18 protein-coding genes and 2 pseudogenes are annotated in these 19674 nt (G+C 60.6%); 10 read left to right on the forward strand and 10 right to left on the reverse strand.

Annotated features, from left to right (window positions below; genetic code table 11):
• Positions 1-267: 267 nt before the first annotated feature.
• Together NYQ88_RS00715 and NYQ88_RS00720 are read left to right on the forward strand one after the other, a co-directional pair.
• Positions 268-1440: a pentapeptide repeat-containing protein gene (locus NYQ88_RS00715; protein ID WP_275653082.1), complete on the forward strand. Its 1173-nt coding sequence runs from the start codon at positions 268-270 to the stop codon at positions 1438-1440.
• 50 nt (positions 1441-1490) lie between these two features.
• Positions 1491-2245, forward strand: a protein-coding gene (locus NYQ88_RS00720; RefSeq protein ID WP_275651448.1) for an IS5 family transposase whose coding sequence is annotated in 2 segments (ribosomal slippage) — positions 1491-1821 and positions 1821-2245 — 756 coding nt in all. Because the reading frame shifts where the segments join, the coding sequence is not laid out codon by codon here.
• Between the two features lie 457 nt (positions 2246-2702).
• On the opposite strand, the pseudogene NYQ88_RS00725 reads toward NYQ88_RS00720, so the two are convergent.
• Positions 2703-2972: pseudogene (locus tag NYQ88_RS00725) on the reverse strand (transposase); the annotation flags it as partial.
• 972 nt (positions 2973-3944) lie between these two features.
• Positions 3945-5296 (reverse strand): IS3 family transposase gene (locus NYQ88_RS00730; protein WP_275651446.1). Its coding sequence is split into 2 segments (ribosomal slippage): positions 3945-4958 and positions 4961-5296, totalling 1350 coding nucleotides; the frame shifts between segments, so codons are not numbered across the junction.
• Positions 5297-5811: 515 nt separating this feature from the next.
• On the opposite strand from NYQ88_RS00730, the gene NYQ88_RS00735 reads away from it, so the two are divergent.
• Positions 5812-7040, forward strand: a protein-coding gene (locus tag NYQ88_RS00735; RefSeq protein WP_275651365.1) for an IS3 family transposase whose coding sequence is annotated in 2 segments (ribosomal slippage) — positions 5812-6160 and positions 6160-7040 — 1230 coding nt in all. Because the reading frame shifts where the segments join, the coding sequence is not laid out codon by codon here.
• Between the two features lie 64 nt (positions 7041-7104).
• On the forward strand, positions 7105-7926 hold the full coding sequence (locus NYQ88_RS00740; protein WP_275653083.1) for a hypothetical protein: 822 nt from the start codon (positions 7105-7107) through the stop codon (positions 7924-7926).
• A gap of 32 nt (positions 7927-7958) precedes the next feature.
• On the opposite strand, the pseudogene NYQ88_RS00745 reads toward NYQ88_RS00740, so the two are convergent.
• Positions 7959-8606, reverse strand: a pseudogene (locus NYQ88_RS00745) (magnesium chelatase domain-containing protein); the annotation flags it as partial.
• Between the two features lie 186 nt (positions 8607-8792).
• Between NYQ88_RS00745 and NYQ88_RS00750 the strand changes: the two are divergent.
• Complete coding sequence (locus NYQ88_RS00750; protein ID WP_275653084.1) at positions 8793-9635, forward strand: GH25 family lysozyme; 843 nt, start codon at positions 8793-8795, stop codon at positions 9633-9635.
• A gap of 16 nt (positions 9636-9651) precedes the next feature.
• Here NYQ88_RS00750 and NYQ88_RS00755 read toward each other — a convergent pair whose 3' ends face one another.
• From NYQ88_RS00755 to rsmI, 4 genes are all read right to left on the reverse strand, one after another.
• Positions 9652-10278, reverse strand: coding sequence for a MarC family protein (locus tag NYQ88_RS00755; protein WP_275653085.1), 627 nt, complete (start codon positions 10276-10278; stop codon positions 9652-9654).
• A gap of 65 nt (positions 10279-10343) precedes the next feature.
• On the reverse strand, positions 10344-11288 hold the full coding sequence (gene gshB / locus NYQ88_RS00760) for a glutathione synthase (RefSeq protein ID WP_275653086.1): 945 nt from the start codon (positions 11286-11288) through the stop codon (positions 10344-10346).
• Between the two features lie 31 nt (positions 11289-11319).
• On the reverse strand, positions 11320-11706 hold the full coding sequence (locus NYQ88_RS00765) for a YraN family protein (protein ID WP_275653087.1): 387 nt from the start codon (positions 11704-11706) through the stop codon (positions 11320-11322).
• Positions 11675-12556, reverse strand: a complete 882-nt coding sequence (gene rsmI / locus NYQ88_RS00770; RefSeq protein ID WP_275653088.1) for a 16S rRNA (cytidine(1402)-2'-O)-methyltransferase — start codon at positions 12554-12556, stop codon at positions 11675-11677. The genes NYQ88_RS00765 and rsmI overlap by 32 nt, the downstream gene beginning before the upstream one ends.
• Before the next feature lie 95 nt (positions 12557-12651).
• Between rsmI and NYQ88_RS00775 the strand changes: the two genes are divergently transcribed.
• On the forward strand, positions 12652-13905 hold the full coding sequence (locus NYQ88_RS00775; RefSeq protein WP_275653089.1) for a penicillin-binding protein activator: 1254 nt from the start codon (positions 12652-12654) through the stop codon (positions 13903-13905).
• Positions 13906-14251: 346 nt separating this feature from the next.
• On the opposite strand, the gene grpE is transcribed toward NYQ88_RS00775, so the two are convergent.
• The gene (gene grpE, locus NYQ88_RS00780) at positions 14252-14845 is read right to left on the reverse strand and encodes a nucleotide exchange factor GrpE (RefSeq protein WP_275653090.1); all 594 of its coding nucleotides are present in this window, start codon (positions 14843-14845) and stop codon (positions 14252-14254) included.
• 100 nt (positions 14846-14945) lie between these two features.
• On the reverse strand, positions 14946-16025 hold the full coding sequence (gene hrcA / locus NYQ88_RS00785) for a heat-inducible transcriptional repressor HrcA (RefSeq protein WP_275653091.1): 1080 nt from the start codon (positions 16023-16025) through the stop codon (positions 14946-14948).
• A gap of 148 nt (positions 16026-16173) precedes the next feature.
• Between hrcA and rph the strand changes: the two genes are divergently transcribed.
• The 4 genes from rph to hemW are packed head-to-tail and all read left to right on the forward strand — an operon-like array spanning position 16174 to position 18869.
• Positions 16174-16890 carry a ribonuclease PH gene (gene rph, locus NYQ88_RS00790; RefSeq protein WP_275653092.1) on the forward strand — a complete coding sequence of 239 codons (717 nt, stop codon included), beginning with the start codon at positions 16174-16176 and terminating at the stop codon, positions 16888-16890.
• Positions 16887-17081 (forward strand): hypothetical protein, encoded by a 195-nt coding sequence (locus NYQ88_RS00795; RefSeq protein WP_275653093.1) that lies wholly within the window; start codon positions 16887-16889, stop codon positions 17079-17081. Before rph ends, NYQ88_RS00795 begins: the two co-directional genes overlap by 4 nt.
• A complete protein-coding gene (locus tag NYQ88_RS00800) occupies positions 17078-17722 on the forward strand; it encodes a non-canonical purine NTP pyrophosphatase (RefSeq protein WP_275653094.1) in 645 nt (214 codons plus the stop codon). The genes NYQ88_RS00795 and NYQ88_RS00800 overlap by 4 nt, the downstream gene beginning before the upstream one ends.
• On the forward strand, positions 17712-18869 hold the full coding sequence (gene hemW / locus NYQ88_RS00805) for a radical SAM family heme chaperone HemW (RefSeq protein ID WP_275653095.1): 1158 nt from the start codon (positions 17712-17714) through the stop codon (positions 18867-18869). The genes NYQ88_RS00800 and hemW overlap by 11 nt, the downstream gene beginning before the upstream one ends.
• 21 nt (positions 18870-18890) lie before the next feature.
• On the opposite strand, the gene NYQ88_RS00810 is transcribed toward hemW, so the two are convergent.
• Positions 18891-19673, reverse strand: a complete 783-nt coding sequence (locus tag NYQ88_RS00810; protein WP_275653096.1) for a TIM barrel protein — start codon at positions 19671-19673, stop codon at positions 18891-18893.
• Position 19674 lies beyond the last annotated feature (1 nt).

Below are 19674 nucleotides of genomic sequence, written 5' to 3' on the forward strand. Positions count from 1 at the left end.
AATGACCAAAAAGGGAACTCTCTTCGCTTCAATGGCTGCAGTAGTTACAGTCGGCGCAGCTGCTGCAACTCTTGCAACAGGCTCGATTGATATCACGAAGTTCTTTTTCGGTCAGGACGATTCTCAAAAGCCGGCCCTATCGGTGACCGGTGACAACAACTGTGGAAACGTCGCGGCATCAGCGAATAACTCGACAATAAACGTATCATGCTGAAACGGCTTGGGTGCTCAGTTGTGGTGCTTCTAATTTCAGCAGGCGCTCCGGCGATGTCGCAGCTGCACGTTTCCGGAAGCAATAACAATTGCAATTTGCATGCGTCTGGCGTTGGAAATACGATCACCATTCAATGCCCGGGAATAGATCCGGCCGTCATAGAAAAGCTCTCTGAGCGCATCCTGCAACTTGGACTTGATAACCAGCAGTTGCAGAAGGCAGCTGACGAATGGGCCAACAAATACAGGCAGCTGCGCGGTAGTTTACAATCGACCACGTCCACGGATCCTGCAATCGCGTACGCCTGGGATGCGCTTTCAAGCGGTGACTTAGGCACTGCAGAGGCGTTGATTGGGACGCTGGACGACCTCAGGGTGTCGTTAAAGAGGATCGACGACACAACCTCGCTTAACCTGGCAATGAACACAATCCGCGAGGTCTCTGAACTGTCGGACGGATCGGTAAGAGGTCAGAATCAAGCGATCAGATTGTGGATAGACAATGGAAACAATTTGGACGGTTCGGACCTCAGCGGCGTGTCATTCGAGGGCGGCGACCTGTCAGGACTTCGCGCTCGCAGCGCTTTGATGCACGCAATCAATTTGAGCAACGCGAACCTGACGGACGCCGATCTCACTTCATCGTATCTGAGGTATGCAACCCTATCTGCTGCGACCCTTACCCGCCTGCAAGGATCGGATATAAACGCTGCCCTCGTGGTGGCTACTGCAAGTGTATGGGAGGGAGCGGATCTTGCGAATAGCACTTGGCTGCTGGCGGACTTCAGTGGAGCGAACTTCCGGAACGCGAATTTGAAGGGGGCTGTGCTGGCGTTTTCTGATCTCTCCGGCGCAGACTTCACCGGCGCTGACCTTTCAGGTGCCTATCTGACAGGGGCTATTTTAACTGGGGCAATATTCAACGACGCGATCCTGAATCAGGTTAATGCATACGGTGCCGTGGCGGAGACGCCCGTATTCTCAGATGAACAGGTTCCCTATTTATGCAAACACGAGATCAACACTAGGGAAATGAAGGATGGTGATCCATTAAGGATAAGAATTGAGATCGTGGAGCGCTGGGAAAGCGACCGGTACAGCTCTGGATACGAATTCGGGGACAGTACATTTCTCGCTGACTACGCTTTCTTGCCGAGTTTCTTGGAAATCGAGCAGAAAAATTTGCCGAAGTGCACTACTAGGGTCCAAACCCAATCAGGTTGTTGAATAGGGGCTGCAAATCAGATTCTCTGGCTTCGGATAAGCCGGAGGCATTGATGAGCAGACTGTTTTGGTTGAGTGACGAAGCCTGGGTGGCCATTGAGCCCCACCTTCCCAAGAACCAGCCTGGAGCCCGACGGGTTGATGACCGGCGGGTGATTTCGGGGATCATTCACATGCTCAAATGCGGCGGGCGCTGGGCTGATTGCCCTGGCGAGTATGGTCCTTCGACCACCATCTACAATCGTTGGAACCGTTGGAGCCGCCGCGGTATATGGGCACGCATTCTTGCGGCTCTGACCGAACAGGGCTGGATTGCCGAGACCGCCCAGATCGACAGCAGCTATATCAAGGCCCATCGTTGTGCAGGTGGGGGAAAAGGGGGGCGCGAGCCAATGCCATTGGCATCTCGCGTGGTGGCCGGACCACCAAGGTCCATGCGCTTGTCGACGTTATCGGCAGACCACTCTGCCTCGTCCTGACACCCGGCAATGCCTCGGACATGAAGGGAGCAGATCTGCTCATCGCCCACACAACGGGTATGAAGAGGATTATCGCGGACCGGGGCTATGATGCCAACCGTCTTCGCTCCACTCTTCGAAGTCAAAACACCATCCCGGTGATCCCCGGCCGCAAGAACCGCAAGCGCAAAATCCGATACGATGAGAAACGCTACAAGGACCGCTGGCGCGTTGAGGCCATGTTCTGCCGCCTCAAGGATTTCCGCCGCGTCGCCACACGGTACGACAAGCTCGCTCGGAATTATCTATCTGCCGTCATGCTCGCAGCAGCAGTTGCGTACTGGCTATGATTGAGTCTCAACCCTAGCTCGAGCTCAATGCATTCAACTTTCCATGCCTGGAGTCCTGACAATTTTGAGTTTTACGCGGACCGGACATATTTTGGCAAAGGCAACCGTGAGCGAGAAATTCGGCGACGCTCCGAGAACATAGCGGCGCGGCTGGAGGCGGCTTCCGAAACCTTCGGTGCGGCGTGGCCAGTCTCATGCCCACATTGCGCACAACAAAAAAAGCATAATGCCGCCGGGGACACCTGATACTCTCCGCGCCCTACTTTTGGGGGAGCAACGTTTAGCAGGCTGTTGAAGAAGTCCTGCGTGCAGACGAACGAGGGCTAAATCGTCGCCTTAAGGGTTGCAACGGTGGCCGACGATGGGGCTGACGGCGCCAATGACTGCCCATTCATGCCGGCAAGCTGGGACAGCGGTGCACCGGGGGCCCACCAAGGCGTTTGCAGGGCGTTTGTCATCAGGTGTTCTCCCCCATCAGCTTTGGCAGGCGCACCAGATTGTAGGCAGCGGCGCTGAAGGTGAAGGCCCATCCGACGCGGTCAATGCCTCTGAACCGGGTCTTGCGCTGCCCCGCAATGGTCTTGATCCAGCCGAACGATTCCTCGATCCGCTTGCGGATACGCAGGCTGGTCGCATAACCGCCATGGCGTGTGGTTCGCCCGTCGATGGCCGACCGCCGCCCGTTATTGTTGCGCGCCACGTGCGGGGTGACCCGCATCGAGCGCAGAGACGCCATTTATGGCACGTCTTGGAATGCGGGGTGGTTTGACCCCAAATTCAATATTGTGACCTGGAGGGACAGAGAACGTGGTATTGTATCCCTAAGCGGCAATAGCTTGAAACTGCAGAATGAATTTGGTGCTTGGGGAAGAGCTGTTTACGACTGCACGTTCGACGTACGCAGTGGGCGAGTGTTGTCCGCAACCGCTGCGATTGTTGGTCGCTGATAGGGGGGCGAGTACCACCATCCCCATGTAGGTTATCGTACTCACTCCTACCCAAGGCGGGCGGAAAAATGAATGTAAAGTCAGTGGCGTTATAACCCCGTCTGAGGCCCAATAGAATGGCTTCAGGATCACCAGAGAAGGCCGTGGAGCGGGATTCCAGAGACAATTGAACCGACCTATCTGGAGTCACCGTCTGCCGCTGACGCCCTTGTAGAATATTTTTCTTGACATGGCGGTAAATCTGGAATATATTGGCTGTCTAGGTTTGGTGCTGCCAACTCTGCTCTTTCTCTAAAGAGCATGACTTTTCAAAGGCTTACCGACCTTAGTGTATCAGTAATATTGTTTGCCTCCCCCCTCTCTAAGGGGCTGGTGGCCATACTCATTTCACATCGGTTGAGGTGTGAATTCTACGTCCCTTTGGGACGCCCTGCCAAGAAGTAGCCTTTGGAATACTATGTATCTGACAGCGAGCTAGAAGAGCTAGCCGCATCTCTTCGTTCGCCCCTAACTCTGCCTACGCAAACCTCCATTCTTGCCACTGAGCAGACTTTGTTTTTGTGGACAGAAGTTAGGGGAGAAACCAACTACAAGCGTAGCCTCAAGCAGTTTTCGGACAGCCTTTTATACGAGCTAATTGCCCAGTCTCCCACACTCGCAAGGACTGTTACTAGGCACTGTCCGTCGTCAGATCATTTGGCGCAGTTTGGGTCTTGGATTAGCGGAGTATCGGCCTCGTCTTTGGGTTGATGTTATGCGGCGAGCTTGCGGTGCTGCAAGCGCCGATGCTGGATGGTTTGTCGTTTGATCCTTTCGCGCTGTTTTATGATGGCTGCGGCCCTGCCGAAGTAGGCGTCTGCCGGGGTCACGTTGTCGAGGCTCTCATGATAGCGCCTGTGATTGTAGTGTTCGACGAAGGCGCCGATCTGGGCCTCCAGGTCGCCGGGCAGGAAGTAGTTCTCCAGCAGGATGCGGTTCTTCATGGTTTGGTGCCAGCGCTCGATCTTGCCCTGGGTCTGGGGATGCATCGGGGCGCCGCGGACGTGGCTCATGCGATTGGTCTGGATATAATCGGCCAGTTCACTGGCGATATAGCAGGGGCCATTATCGCTGAGCAGCCGGGGCTTGTGATGCACATGCACCTGGTCGCAGCCTGAGGCCGCGAGGGCCATGTCCAGCGTGTCAGTGACGTCCTCGGCCCGCATTGTGTTGCACAGCTTCCAGGCGATGATGTAGCGCGAGTAATCGTCGAGCACCGTGGACAGATACATCCAGCCCCAGCCGATGATCTTGAAGTAGGTGAAATCGGTCTGCCACATCTCGTTGGGCCGCACCGTTTTGGTGTGGAACGCATCTGCCGCCTTGATCACCACATAGGCCGGGCTGGTGATCAGGTCGTGGGCCTTGAGAAGCCGGTAAACGCTGGCTTCGGACACGAAGTACCCCTTCTGGTCGGTGAAGCTCACAGCCAGCTCCCGAGGCGAGAGTTCGGACTCTTCCAACGCCATCTCGATGAGCTGATCATGGACGGCAGTCGGGATCCGGTTCCACACCCGACTGGGTGCCGAAGACCGATCTTCTAATGCTTCAGGACCGCCACCGAGGTAGCGGTCATACCAGCGATAGAAGGTCCGGCGCGGGATGCCCAGCCGGTCCAGCGTGCGTTTTGTGGGCAGGTGCGACTGCTCAACCAGATTGATGATCTCGAGCTTTTCGGATGCGGGATATCTCATTCTGGCTCGTCCCCATCCGCGATCATGCTTTTTTTAAGCAGACGGTTTTCCAGCGTCAGGTCGGCAACGCATTCCTTGAGCGCACCAGCCTCTCGGCGCAGATCCTTGACCTCATCACTGGTCGCAGCACGAGCAGTATCGCCCGCCAGTCGGCGCTTGCCGGCTTTCATGAACTCTTTCGACCAAGTGTAATACAGGCTCTGCGCGATGCCTTCCTTGCGGCACAGTTCGGCAATGCTGTCTTCGCCGCGCAGACCATCGAGAACGATCCGGATCTTGTCTTCAGCTGAAAAGTGCCGTCGGGTCGCCCGGCGAATGTCCTTCACCACCTGCTCGGCAGGCTTTTTGGTGCTCGGGGATTTAGCAGTCATCTTGGTTCCTTCGTCAGACGACGAGACCAAAACACTCCTTAAAGCTCAACCCTGAATCTGTGCCATGGGCGCTGACGGGGAACAGGCACCTTCATGAGCACCGTGAAGCCTTGATGCTTCTGATGCACAGCCTCGCCCACATCAGCTCTTTTCCGACGCATTACAGGGCACTAGCCGTAAGTCTCAGGTCTAACGACTACGGCCATGGGGGACCATTTGAGCAGCTCAGTTATCCGATTTTCAAGCGCGTTATAACTATGCTGACTGAACCCGAAGTCGGCAATCGGCTTTGCCAAAAACGAGGTGGCACCTTCAATCGGGCGATAAATCTGGGAGTGCGAACCCGGCTATTTCCATCTGCCGAGCTCAGAGAACGGCTTCTTAAGGCTGGTCTGATTTGGTCTAGACATCCCTATATGCCCACTCAAAGTAGTGAACACCTTGGAGCGCACCCCATTTTGACCGGACAGGCGGCATAGCCGATAAGGCATAGGCATGCGCCTATGAGTACGACTATGTCCAAGAGTTCCGACGAGCCGTTTCGACGGGTCGAAGTCATCACCTCCGTGCAACGCCGCCGGCGCTGGTCAGTGGCCGAGAAGGTTCGGTTGGTGGAGGAAGCCATGCAGCCGGGCATGAGCGTTTCCTACGTGGCACGACGCGCCGGCATTTCCCCTTCCCAGCTCTTCGCCTGGAAGCGCCGCATGCTTGAAGGCGGCCACGCAGCCGTTCAGGCCGATGAAGATGTCGTTGGCGCTTCCCAGGTCCGCGATCTGGAAAAGCGCGTGCGTGACCTCGAGCGCATGCTGGGCAAGAAGACCATGGAAGCGGAGATCTTGAGGGAGGCCCTGGATCTCGCGCGCCCAAAAAAACGGACTTCGCCCTTGCTGTCGTGGAGCAATCCCGAGGACGATACCCAATGAGCGTCATTGCCCGCACTCTGGGCGTCTCGAGGTCCAACCTGATCGAGCGCGCCAGCAAGCCATCCAAGCCGCGCGGACCTTATCGCAAGCCGGACGATGTTGCCCTTCTTGCCGAGCTACGCCCGATCATCGACCAGCGACCCACTTATGGCTATCGCCGTGTGACAGCATTGCTCAACAGGCAGCGGCGCAAGGAGGGCAAGCCCACCGTCAACACCAAGCGGGTCCTCAGGATCATGCAGCAGAACGGGCTCACCCTTCAAAAGCATACTGCCCTGCGGCCCACCCGCACCCACGACGGCGTCGTCGTTGCCCTGCGCTCTAATATCCGCTGGTGCTCCGATCATCTGGAGATCCATGCCCGCAATAACGAGGTGGTGCGCATCGTCTTCGTCATCGACGCCTGTGACCGAGAGATCATCGCCTGGTCGGCCGTCGCCAATGCCGGCATCTCCGGCGAGATGGTCTGTGATCTGATGATCGCCGCCGTCGAGCGCCGCTTCCAGGCCCTAAAGGTCCCACACCGGCTAGAGTGGCTCTCGGACAATGGCAGTGCCTATATCGCCAGGCAGACCGCACAAGTGGCCGCGGCGCTGGGCATTGACCTGCTCTTCACCCCGGTTCGAAGCCCACAGAGCAACGGCATGTCTGAGGCCTTCGTCAAAACCCTGAAAAGGGACTACGCCTCAACCGTTATCCTCCCAGACGCCGAGACTATCCTGGCCTTGCTGCCCGAATGGATCGACGATTACTGTGAGGTCCACCCGCACTCCGGGCTCAAGTATCGCTCACCACGCGAGTTCCTGCGCCTCAGTGCCTAAACCCAACCGCCGCCTGTCCGGCGAAACGGGGTCCACTCCACACCTGCTGCTCCTCAAGAGCAGTTTGACCGGGCAGAAAGCACCTCTTGTTCGACCGCCTACTAAGGAGGAGCTTGTTTTACCGCTGGTAAATGTCCGCTTGGCGAAGGCAGATATCAGGCTCTCGTTCCCTGACTATCGCTCTTACGAGAGGGAATGGGACTACAGGCATGACGTATTCAGCGTCTCAGGCGGCCATCGGCTCTATAGGCAGTTCGTAGACGACGAGCAGTCTGGTGGCCGATTGTTCGGACATTGGGGCCAAACCGTGCCCAAGCGGCTCCGGAGGCATTTGACTATCAATGGAGAGCACGTCTTCGAGTATGATTACCAAGGTATGCAGGCTGCCCTTGCCTACGATTTAGTCGGTGAAGAGGCCCCTCCCGGGGATCCCTACGACATACCCGGGTATGGTAAGCTAAGACGCGACGACTTCAAGGCTTGCTTCACCAGTGCAATCGGGGCCGATCAACACAACCCAAACCACAACCTCATGTCGGCATTCTCCCACGCCGTGAAGAAACAAACCGGTAGTTGGTTACAGGAAGGCGAGGCAGAGAGGATGGCTGATGCATTCTGGGAGTATCACGCTCCACTGAACGAACTCGCGGGCACACAAGCATGGCGACAGCTACAGCTCAAGGAAAGCCAGCTAATGTTGAAAGTCCTTGCCCATCTGGAGGAGGAAGGGGTGACTGCGATCCCCATCCACGACGCTGCTCTAGTCCCCATCTCACAAGAGCGAATATTGAAAAGGGCTATGATGCGGGCGAGATGTGAGCTCGATAATCATGTGTCGGTGCATCCAGCTAAGTGGATGCCAGATGCATTCCCCCACCTTTTCTAGAATTGTAAACGTGCAGGTGATTCGTACCAAAACATCAAAAGGTTATGACCACCTGCGGCGGCCACTTCGAGGGCTCGGCGCGCCAGAGGCTGCCCGCGAATATCGGAGAGATCGGGTAAACTGCCGGGCTCGGCGCTGTGCCGACGCGGTTTTGGACGCGCCTGGAGCTGGTGCCCGGTGAGGTGGTTGACGAGCGCGAGGAGGCTATCGGCGGCGATGATGTCGATGCCTTCGCCGGCCCAGGCGGCTTCCGGGCCGGAGTCGCGCGCGCAGATAATGCCCATGTCCCGCCCCTGAGCGGAGATGGCGGCGTTGAGAATGCCGCCGACGTGAGCGAGACGGCCATCGAGCCCGAGTTCGCCAAGCACGACGAAATTGTCGAGTGCGTCCTGCGGGATGGCACCCATGGCGGCCATCAGCCCGAGGGCAATGGGGAGATCATAGTGGCTGCCCTCCTTGGGCAGATCGGCAGGAGCGAGATTGATGGTGATGCGCTTGGGTGGCAGGCCGAGCCCGGAGGCCACGAGCGCGGCGCGAACCCGCTCGCTCGATTCTTTGACGGCCTTATCGGGCAGGCCGACCATGAGAAATTTCGCGATGCCCGGCGCAATCTGCACCTGGACGTCGACCGGCACGGCATCAATGCCCTGAAATGCGACAGTGGCAACACGCGTAACCATGCTCGAAAATGCCCCCGGCCTCAATGAAAGCTAACAGAAGCTTAACAAAGGCTCAAGAACGGAGAGCGAACGCAATATGGCCTGTTAACCATGCCTGCTGCCACATTGGTTACCCTAAAGCTCCATTAACTTTGCCCGGCGCAATTGAATGTAAATTTTACTCTTGCGTGCCGAGTACTTGCGTTCATGGGCCTTCCTCTACGCTTCCCCCGTTCCGTTTCTGCCGCGCTGCGCGGTGTCGCCATCGGCTTCACCGTTTTGGCACTGGCGGCCTGCGCCTCTGGTGGAGGCCTCTATGGCGCCATTCCGGGTGACAATCGTCCGCACAAGGCTGTCGATCGGGCGCGCAGCATGCCCGTGCAGGGAATCGACGTGGCGCGCTATCAGGAAAATGTCGATTTTCCGCGGGCCCGCAGCGCCGGCATCCAATTCGTCTTCATGAAGGCGACCGAGGGCAAGGACTATATCGACCCCGATTTCCAGCGGAACTGGATCCGGGCGCGCGACTCCGGCATGCCGCGCGGCGCCTATCACTTCATGACCTGGTGCTCGCTGGCGTCCGAACAGGCGGCGTGGTTTGCCCAGAACGTGCCGGCGGACCCGAGCGCGCTGCCGCCGGTGCTCGACCTCGAGTGGAACAATCACTCAAGCTGCAAGGTGAAGCCGAGCCGCGAAAATGCGCTCGAAAAGATCCGCTACATGCTAGAGGCGATGGAACGCCACACGGGCAAGATGCCGATCATCTACACCGACATGAACTTCCACCGCGATATCCTGGCGGGCGAATATTTCCCCAACGCCTTCTGGCTGCGCTCGACCGCTGCCGAGCCCCATGAGCGCTATGACAACCGCCCCTGGACCTTCTGGCAGTATACCCAGACCGGTGTGGTGCCGGGCGTGAAGGGGGAAGTGGACCGGAACGTCTTCTACGGCAACCAGAACGACTGGCTGATGTTCCTCTCGACCGGTTGCGATCCACGCGCCATTGCCGCGCTCGCCCCGACCGGGCGCTGCCAGTTCTCCAAATAAGGTTTTGTGAGCGGCGTCAGCTGCCTAGAAGCCCACTTGCCTTGACGCCGTCGAAGATGAACTGGACGGCGAGGGCCGCGAGGAGAATGCCGACCACGCGGGAGACCACCGAGAGGCCGGTGAGCCCAAGCAGGCGCTGGATCGGAATAGCGATCAGCAGGGTCAGCCAGGCGAGGAAGAGGATGACCACGATGGCCGCCAGCACCAGCCAGAACTCAAGGTCTGACTGAGCGCCTGTTGTCAGCAGGATGACGGCGCTGATGGCGCCGGGACCGGCCATGAGCGGCATGGCGAGGGGAAAGACCGAAATATCGTGGCTCTGACGCGCCTCGATTTCTTCCTCATCGGTGGTGCCGGTGCCGCCCGAATGGCGGGCAAAGACCATGTCGATGGCGATCAAGAGCAGCAAGATGCCGCCGGCCGTGCGCAGCGCCGGAATGGTGATGCCAAAGACATCAAGGATGAGATTGCCGAGGACGGCAAAGAACAGAAGGATCGCCAGCGCCACCAGCACGCCGCGGGTGGCAAAGACCCAGCGTTGCTGGGCGGTATTATCCTTGGTCAGAGCCGCGAAGATGAAGGCGATATCGGCGACGCCAACGGTGGCGAACAGCGTGGCGAAGGCCACAAGGAAAGAATTCATTTTGGCCCCCTGCGCGCAATTTGCCTAGAACTAGGGCATTTGCGCGCCGAGGCCAAGCTTGGTGACTAGGCGGCGCGGCGCTTCTCAATGGCGTCCCAGATCATCACAGCGATGTCCGGACCACCAAAGCGCTTGATCTCGCGAATGCCGGTGGGGGAGGTGACGTTGATCTCGGTGAGATAGTCGCCGATGACGTCGATGCCGACAAAGATCATGTCGCGCTCTTTCAGCGCCGGGGCGATGGTGGCGCAGATTTCCCTTTCGCGGGCGGTCAGCTCGGAAAGCTCCGGACGGCCGCCGACATGCATGTTGGAGCGCGCTTCGCCTTCGGCCGGGATGCGGTTGAGGCCGGCCACGGGCTCACCATCGATGATGATGATGCGCTTGTCGCCCTTGCGCACGTCCGGCAGGTATTTCTGGACCATGAAGGGTTCGCGGAAGCTTTGCTCGAAGAGCTCGATCAGCGAATTGAGATTATGGTCGCCTTCCTGGATGAAGAAGACGCCAGCGCCGCCATTGCCGTAGAGCGGCTTGACGATGATGTTGCCGTGCTCCTTGCGGAACGCGTGGATTTCGGCGCGGTCGCGCGTCACCAGGGTCGGCGGCATCAGCTCGGGAAATTCTGTGACGAGGATTTTTTCCGGGGCGTTGCGCACGGCCGCGGGCGGGTTCACCACCAGGGTTTTGGGGTGCAGCCGCTCAAGGATGTGGCTGATGGTGATGTAGTTCATGTCGAAGGGCGGATCCTGGCGCATCAGCACCACGTCCTGAGTGGAGAGATCCACGCGGCTGGCTTCACCAAGGGTGAAGTGCTGGCCCTTTTCAGCGTCCGTGACGGTGATGGGCTGGCAAAGGGCAGTGACGACATTGTCGCGCAGGGACAGGGTATCGGCCGTGTAGTGCAGCAGTTGATGCCCGCGCGCCTGGGCTTCGAGCATCATGGCGAAGGTGGAATCACCGCGCGGATTGATGGTGGAGACATGGTCCATCTGGACGGCGACTTTGAGCATATTTGTCCCTTTTCGCGATGGGCGCTCCGGATCAGGCGCCCGCGTCAAATGCATTGATGAGATGGCGCGGCCAGCGGCCAGGTGCAAGGAAAATAACGTCGAACCGGCAGGACTTTTCCGCCTCGCGCGGATGGCGGGAAAGCCAATGCTCGGCGGCACGGATGATCCGGGCCTGGTTGATGGCTTCAAGTGCCTCGGCTTCGCTCGCCGCTTTGAGGCGGGATTTGACCTCCACGAAGACGATGGTGCCGCCGCGCTCGGCAACGACGTCGATCTCGCCGCCGGGTGTTTTGTAGCGGCGATCCCGGATGCGGTAGAATTTGAGCTGCAGGAAGAAGGCGGCCAGCGCTTCGCTGCGCTGACCATAGAGATTGGCTTTTTGTCTTTTATTCCCGGGCCTTGAGAGCGAGGGCGGCATCGTAGACCTCCTTGCGCTTGAGCGCGTAGCGCTGGGCGATTTCGTCCACCGCGCTGCGCATGGGCTGGTCGGCCATTGCGGCTTCGAGGGCTGCTTGCCAGTCTTCAGCAGATGGAGCGGCCGGCTCGTCGGCACCGGCAACGCTGATGACGGCTTCGCCCTTGGTGTCGTCCTCGGCAAATTGCGCGGCGAGTTCGGAGAGGGGGCCCCTGAACGTGCGTTCGAAGCGCTTGGTCAATTCCAACGAGACGCTGGCCTGACGGTCGCCGAACACTTCTGCCATGGCGGCGAGCGTATCGGCGAGACGGCGCGGAGACTCGTAGAACACGAGTGTTTCACGTGAATCCGCCAGTTTTGCCAAGGCATTAGCGCGGGCGCCGGCCTTGTTGGGGAGGAAGCCGTGGAAGGCGAAAGCGTCGGTGGGGAGACCCGCAACGACCAGCGCCGAGAGCAGGGCCGAAGCGCCGGGAATGGGAAAGACCGGCAGGCCGGCTTCGGCGAGGGCACGAATCAGCGGGAAGCCGGGATCGGAGAGAAGCGGTGTTCCGGCATCGGAGATCAGCGCGATGGCTTCGCCGGCGGCGATGCGCGAGACGATCTCCTCGGCCCGGGCCCGCTCGTTATGTTCATGTAAAGCCTGGCGTTTTCCCTTGATACCGTAGTGATCGAGCAGGCGCGCCGAGGTGCGGGTATCTTCGCAGAGCACGATGCTGGCAGCGGCCAAGGTCTCGAGAGCCCGGACGGTGATGTCGCGCAGATTGCCGATCGGGGTGGAGACGACATAAAGCCCGGCCGCCAGCGGTGGGGCGGGAAAGTCGGTGCCGGCGATGTAATAACGGGGGTCGGTCACTGTGCTCCGGGGGTTGGGCGAGGCTTAGCATTGGTTAACCTGAATGGGGGACAATGTTAACGGACTGTGATCATTTCGAACCCCTGAAGGTGAATTTGCACCACTTCCGTCACACCAGACGCGGCGTCCTTGCCCTGATCGCTTCGGGCCTGCTGACCGCCTGTGCGCCCGGCACGCTGCAATGGGGATCGCGCACGCTTGGTTGGCCGGAGCGCGGGTCTGGTGCAGGGCAGGGCAGCGGCCCTACCCAGAGCGTGCAGCCCCAACCGGAACAACGCACGATGGGTTCGGGACGCACCGAGGTGTTCGGGCGGGGACCGGTGCCGGTGGCGATGCTGATGCCGCTCTCGGGGGATGCGGCTCTGGTGCAGGTAGGCACCTCGCTTGCCAATGCGGCCAAGCTCGCTATCGGCTTCATCGAGGCCAATCCCAATATCGGGGAGAATATCACCATCACGCTGCACGACAGCGGGAGCGGGGCAGCGGGCGCGACCAGTGCGGCGACTGCCGCTGTGCAGGCCGGGGCAAAGCTTATCCTCGGGCCGGTCAGCGCCGACCAGGTGAGTGCTGCGGGCACCGTGGCGCGGACGGCGGGCATAAAACTGATCGGCTTTGCCAATAATCCGTCGGTGGCCGGGCAGGGGGTGTTTCTTCTCTCGGTGCTGCCGGACATGGAGATGAAGCGGGCCATTGGCCACTTGAAAGCAGATGGGCGCCGCGGCCTGGCGGGGATTTTTCCGGCGACGCCCTATGGCGAAGCGCTGGCCACCGCCTTCCGGCAGCAGGCGATTGCGGCGGGGTTCTCGCCGAGCGCGGTCTATATGTTTTCCTCGCCCGGAGAGGCCGCGCAGATTGCGGCACAGGCCAAGCCGCTGATCGACCGGAACGCCATTGACGCGATCTTCCTGCCCGAGCGGACCAGCGCGCCGGCCTTTGCAGCAGCCCTATTGCAGGCGGGCGCCATGCCGGGGGATCTGTTGCAGCTCGTGGGGTCAGCCGATTGGGCGGGAGATGCCGCCATTCTTGCCGCGCCGGGATTGCAGGGGGCGATTTATCCGGCGGTGGACGAGGCGGGGTATAATGCCATTGCTGGCGATTATGCGGCGCGGTTTGGGGGGCGGCCACACCAGCTGGCGACACTGGCCTATACGGCGGTCATTCTCGCCAATGTGAACCGGCTGTCCCTCGCGACACCGCCCTATGACACGACGCTGCTGACCGCGCCGGGTGGATTTAACGGCCGGGATGGGCAGTTCCGGTTTTTGTCCAATGGACGGGCGGAATATGCACTGGCGCTCCGCAAGGTGCAGGCTGGGGGGGTCGTGGCCGTGGACGGGGCGAAGATTTAAGCGCGCGAAGGGAGCTGGGCGATCGCGGTGTGTGTCATCGGCTGTTGTGCGCGGTTGAGATTTTACCCCCACCCTTGATCCCTCCCCACAAGGGGGAGGGAGACGACTGATGGAATGATGGTCGAATGGGCCGCGTTGTCTGATGGCTCACCGGGCAGGCTTCCCTCCCCCTTGTGGGGAGGGAATGAGGGTGGGGGCGGGCAACTCCATAGTCTCCAGCTTGCGCGAAGACCCCCACCTGGCCTCCCCCTGGAGAAGGGGAGGGACGATGGGGCCGAGAAGCCGGTGGCCTAAAACAAAAAATCCCCACCGAGGCGGGGATTTTGGTTTGTCGTGAGCGACCTGATCAGGCGCTTTTGTCGATGTTTTCGCCGTTGGGGGCCGGGGGAGCGGCGGGGCCGCCCTTGGAGACGCCGACCATGGCGGGGCGCAGGACGCGTTCGCCGATGGCAAAGCCTTCCTGGACAACCTGAACAACCGTGCCTTCAGGCACTTCGGTGTTCGGCACTTCGAACATGGCCTGGTGCTTGTGCGGATCGAATTTCTGGCCGGCGGCCTCGATCTGCTTGACGCCATGCTTGGCAAGGAGGCGCTGGGTTTCGCGCTCGGCCAGCTCGATGCCTTCAATGAGGCTTTTCAGCGTGCCATCAGCGGTGGAGCGCTCATCGGCCGGGATGACCATCAGGGCGCGGCTCAGCGCATCCGTGGCCGAGAGCATATCGCGGGCAAAGCCGGCGATGGCATAGGTGCGCGTATCGGCAACGTCGCGCTCGGTGCGCTTGCGCAGATTTTCCATCTCGGCAACCGAGCGCAGAAGGCGATCGCGCAGTTCTGCGTTCTCGGACTGCAGGGCTTCGACGGGATCGACCTCCGAAACGGTGTCGGTGGCGAGATTTTCAATGTCCGGCGTTTCGCCTGTCGTGGCGTTCTCGTCGCTCATCTCATCTCCATGGGCGCTGTAAAACTGTTGTGCCCCGCATATCGGCCAAGGCGGCAGGTTTTTCAATAGTGGGACTGCGGTTCGGGTCCCGCACGGCCGATTAGCCGCGCTTTGTTGCCATGAGGCGGGTGACCAGATTGGCGGTGTAGTCGACGACCGGCACGATGCGGGCATAATTGAGCCGCGTCGGGCCGATGACGCCGAGCACGCCCACCACCTTGTCATTGGCATCCTTATAGGGCGAGAGAATCACCGAGGAGCCGGAGAGCGAAAAGAGCTTGTTCTCCGAGCCGATGAAGATGCGGACGCCCTGGGCCTTTTCCGCGTCGCCGAGGAGCTCGAGCAAGCCATCCTTGCTTTCAAGTTCGTCGAAGAGCTGACGCATCCGGCTGAGGTCTTCGCTGGCCATGGTGTCGTTGATGAGATTGCCGCGTCCGCGAACAATGATCGTGGGGGCGCTGGCGCCGCTCTGCTTGCCCAGAGTGGCAATGCCGGCGTCGACCAGTTTCTGGGTCAATTCGTCGAGCTCGGCGCGCTGTTCCTGCCGGCGTTCGGCAAGAATTTTCTGGGCCTCTGCGAGGGTGCGGCCGACGACATAATTGGCGAGGTAATTGCTCGCCTGGGTCAGCGCGGCGGCAGTGAAGCCGGGCGGCAGTTCCATGATGCGGTTTTCGACCTGACCATCATCGCCGACAAGCACGGCCATGGCCCGGCTTTGGTCGAGCCGGACGAATTCGATGTGGCGCAGCACCATGTCCGCCTTGGTCGCGATAACCACTCCGGCGCCATGGGAGAGGCCGGACAGCAGCGACGAGGCCTCGGTGAGAAGGTCTTCGACCTGTCCACGACCGGCATTGCCTTCGATGTGACGGGCGATCTGGCTGCGCTCGGTCTCATCGACGGCACCCACTTCGAGCATGGCATCGACGAAAAAGCGCAGGCCCAGCTGCGTCGGGGCGCGGCCGGCGGAAGTGTGCGGGGCAGCGATGAGGCCAAGATCTTCGAGATCGGCCATCACATTGCGCACCGAGGCGGGCGAGAGTTCGACCTGCAGCATACGGCTGAGATCGCGCGAGCCAACGGGCAGGCCGGTATCGAGATAGCGTTCGACCAGCCGCCGGAAAATATCCTGACTGCGGGCGTTTAGCGCGCTAAGAAAATCCTCGGATGGGCGGTTCATGGTCTTTTTGCTTAAAATTTTCGGCTTTAACCTTGCGCTCTTATTTAAGCGCTGAAGGCCCGAACGCCAAGCGCCGAGCGCTTGTGGAGGGCGGCGATGAAGGTTAAGAGGCGGTTAAGGACTATTTGCCAGAGAATTTGAGGTGCCCATGCGGCCATCCCTGCGCGCCCCCGACCAGATGCGGGCCGTCACCATAGAGCGCAATGTGGCCATGAAAGCTGAAGGCTCATGCCTTATCAGCTTCGGTAACACAAAGGTGTTGTGCACCGCTTCGGTCGAAACCAGCCTGCCGGGCTGGCTGCGCGGCAAGGGCCAGGGCTGGGTCACGGCCGAATATGGCATGCTGCCCCGCGCCACCGGTAGCCGCACCCGCCGCGAGGCCACGGCCGGCAAGCAGACCGGCCGCACCCAAGAAATCCAGCGCCTGATCGGCCGCTCGCTGCGCGCCGTTGTCGACCTCACCCTCCTGGGCGAGGCGCAGATCACCCTCGACTGCGACGTGCTGGAGGCCGATGGCGGCACCCGCACCGCCTCGATCACCGGCGCCTATGTGGCGCTTGTGGACGCCATCCGCTGGATGGAAGAGCGCAAGCTGACCAAGGGCCAGGCGCTGAAAGACAGTGTTGCGGCGGTGTCGTGCGGGATCTATCGCGGCGCGCCGGTGCTCGACCTTGATTATCTCGAGGACGTGGAAGCCGAGACCGACGCCAATTTCGTCATGACCGGCTCGGGTAAATTTGTCGAAATCCAGGGGACGGCAGAAGGCGCGCCGTTCGACCGCGCCGAGCTCGAGGCGCTGATGGACCTTGCCGGCAAGGGCATTGGCGAATTGAGCCTGCTGCAACAGGCGGCGCTCAACGCATGAAGACGCCACGGGACCTGATTGCAGCCCTGTCCAACCGCACCGCCGAGACCCGGCGGGCGGGCAGGCCGGCGCGCGCCGGGGCCCATGGCGAGACGACACAGGATATCGCGCCCGATTGCGCCATCTGGAATGACATTGTGCGCGCGCTCGATCTCGGGTGCGGCGCCGAAAAGAACGGAAGCGCCAAATGAGCACTCTCCCCCGCCTGCGCCGCGGCGACCGGCTGGTCATCGCCACCCATAATGCGGGAAAGCTCAAGGAGTTTCGCGAGCTGTTCGAGCCGTTTGGGCTTGAGCTGGTGTCCGCTGGCGAACTGGGCCTGCCCGAGCCGGAAGAAACCGGCACGACTTTTGCCGAAAATGCCCGCACCAAGGCCCATGCTGCCGCCAAGGGCGCCAATATGCTGGCGCTTTCCGATGATTCGGGAATCAGCGTCGATGCGCTCGATGGCCAGCCGGGCGTCTACACGGCCGACTGGGCCGGCGTGCCGCGCGATTTCGGCAAGGCCATGCAGCGGGTGGAAGACGAATTGCAGGCCAAGGGGGCAACCGATCCCGCCCAGCGCCGCGCCGCGTTCAACGCTACGCTCTGCCTTGCCCATCCCGATGGTCGCGACGTGCTCTATGTCGGCACCTGCCCGGGCACGCTGATCTGGCCGCCGCGCGGCACCCAGGGCCATGGCTATGACCCGATGTTCATGCCCGACGGGCACGAGATCACCTTTGGCGAGATGGCGGCCGAAGTGAAGCATTCCTGGTCGCCGGGACAAGAAGGTCTGTCCCATCGCGCCCGCGCCTTTGCCCAATTCGTGGAGAACCAGATTGAGCGCTAACCCGAACGACCTGTTCGGCGTCTATGTGCATTGGCCGTTCTGCGCGTCCAAATGCCCATATTGCGACTTCAATTCCCATGTGCATCGCGGCCCCTTCGACGAGGACGCCTATGTCGAGGGTTACAAGCGCGAGATCGCCCATATGGCCGCGCTGGCGCCGGGTCGGCTGGTGCAGTCGATCTTTTTCGGCGGCGGCACGCCTTCGCTGATGAGCCCCAAGGCCGTCGGGACCATTCTCGACGCCATCGCCGGCGCCTGGCAGATCGACACCAACGCCGAGATCACGCTCGAAGCCAATCCGACATCGGTGGAAGTGGACCGGTTCCGCGGTTTCCGCAGCGCCGGGGTGAACCGGGTGTCGCTGGGCGTGCAGTCGCTGCGCGAGGGTCCGCTGGCCGAGCTTGGCCGTCGCCACAGTGTCGACGAGGCCATCGCGGCCGTGCGCGTGGCGCAGTCGATCTTTGATCGCTCAAGCTTTGACATCATCTATGCCCGCCCCAAGCAGACGCTTGAGGACTGGGAGGACGAGCTCAAGGAAGCCATCTGGCTGGCGCGGGGGCACCTCAGCCTCTATCAGCTGACCATTGAGCACGGCACGCGCTACTATGACCTCTATAGCGCCGGCAAGCTCAAGATGCCGGATGAGGATCTGGCGGCCGATTTCTACGAGATGACGCAGGAGCTGACGGCCGCCGCCGGCATGCCCGCCTACGAGATTTCCAACCATGCCGTGCCCGGCCAGGAAAGCCGGCACAACATGCTCTACTGGCGCTATGGCGAATATGCAGGGATTGGCCCGGGCGCGCACGGCCGGCTGATGGTCAACCACCAGCGCCACGCCACGGCGACCGAGAAGATGCCGTTCGAGTGGCTCAAGCTCGTCAACGAGTTCGGCCATGGCATGACCACCGACGATGTGCTGACCTGGGAAGAGCAGGGGGATGAATTCCTCGTCATGGGGCTGCGCCTCAAGGAGGGCATTTCCCCGTCGCGGTTCATGTCGATCTCGGGCCGGTCGATCGCCGAAAAGCAGATCGAGGCCTTAAAGGGGTATGGATTTGTCGAGACCCTGCCCAATGGCAATATCCGGGTGACGGAAAAAGGCTTTCCGGTGCTCGACGCAGTGGTGGCGGATCTGGCGGCGTAAAACGCCGACAGATCCTCAATGCTATGGCGCCATAAGAGGCGCAAGAGCGGCGCGGGTTTCGACCAGCGCCGTTTTCGTATCGGCTGTCGGGCGGAATTCGAGGCCGATATAGCCATCATATCCCTGGGCGATCAGCGCGGTGAGCGGGGTGAGCAAATCGAGCTTGCCCGAGCCCGGCTGGTTGCGGCCGGGGCGATCGGCGATGTGCAGATGGACGATGTGGTGGCCGCGATTGCCGATCACGCTGATAGGGTCCTCGGCCATGACCATGGAATGGTAGAGATCATAGGTGATGCCGATCTCTGGACGGTCGACCGCATCCATGATGTCGAGGGCCTCACTCGTGGACGTAAGAAAATAGAGCGGGTGATCGACCCGGTCATTGAGCGGCTCAAGCCCCAGTTTTACCCCTGAGCCCTCCAGCACATCGGCGGCGCGTTTGAGGACGCTGGTGAGGGCATCGCGCTGGCGCTGGCGATCGACGAGCAGGCGGTTATTGCCCGATTGGCAGATCAGCACCGGTGCACCGAGCCGCACGGCCACGTCGCGGCTCTGTTCGAGGCCACGCAGGAAATCGTCGTGGGTCTTGGGATTGGTGAGCTTGGCAAAAGGCTCGGCGACGATGCCGGCGAGTTTCACGCCGGTTTCGTCGAGCGCGCGCTCGATGGCGTCGAGATCCTTGTTGGACCAGAGCCAGAATTCGACGGCCTCAAAGCCTTCGGCCCTGGCCAGATGGATGCGCTGGACGGGATCAGAACTCTCCGCCGTAAAGAGCATTTCGATGCAGGCGGAGAGTTTTGTCATT

The sequence above is a fragment of the Devosia sp. SD17-2 genome (genome assembly GCF_029201565.1).
Classification (GTDB): Bacteria; Pseudomonadota; Alphaproteobacteria; order Rhizobiales; family Devosiaceae; genus Devosia.

Excerpts from the sequence above, each read along its gene's own strand:
- NYQ88_RS00715 (WP_275653082.1), top strand. The coding sequence starts at position 268 with ATGTCGCAGCTGCACGTTTCCGGAAGCAATAACAATTGCAATTTGCAT.
- NYQ88_RS00750 (WP_275653084.1), top strand. The coding sequence starts at position 8,793 with ATGGGCCTTCCTCTACGCTTCCCCCGTTCCGTTTCTGCCGCGCTGCGC.
- NYQ88_RS00755 (WP_275653085.1), bottom strand. The coding sequence starts at position 10,278 with ATGAATTCTTTCCTTGTGGCCTTCGCCACGCTGTTCGCCACCGTTGGC.
- gshB (WP_275653086.1), bottom strand. The coding sequence starts at position 11,288 with ATGCTCAAAGTCGCCGTCCAGATGGACCATGTCTCCACCATCAATCCG.
- NYQ88_RS00765 (WP_275653087.1), bottom strand. The coding sequence starts at position 11,706 with ATGCCGCCCTCGCTCTCAAGGCCCGGGAATAAAAGACAAAAAGCCAAT.
- grpE (WP_275653090.1), bottom strand. The coding sequence starts at position 14,845 with ATGAGCGACGAGAACGCCACGACAGGCGAAACGCCGGACATTGAAAAT.
- hrcA (WP_275653091.1), bottom strand. The coding sequence starts at position 16,025 with ATGAACCGCCCATCCGAGGATTTTCTTAGCGCGCTAAACGCCCGCAGT.
- rph (WP_275653092.1), top strand. The coding sequence starts at position 16,174 with ATGCGGCCATCCCTGCGCGCCCCCGACCAGATGCGGGCCGTCACCATA.
- NYQ88_RS00795 (WP_275653093.1), top strand. The coding sequence starts at position 16,887 with ATGAAGACGCCACGGGACCTGATTGCAGCCCTGTCCAACCGCACCGCC.
- NYQ88_RS00800 (WP_275653094.1), top strand. The coding sequence starts at position 17,078 with ATGAGCACTCTCCCCCGCCTGCGCCGCGGCGACCGGCTGGTCATCGCC.
- NYQ88_RS00810 (WP_275653096.1), bottom strand. The coding sequence starts at position 19,673 with ATGACAAAACTCTCCGCCTGCATCGAAATGCTCTTTACGGCGGAGAGT.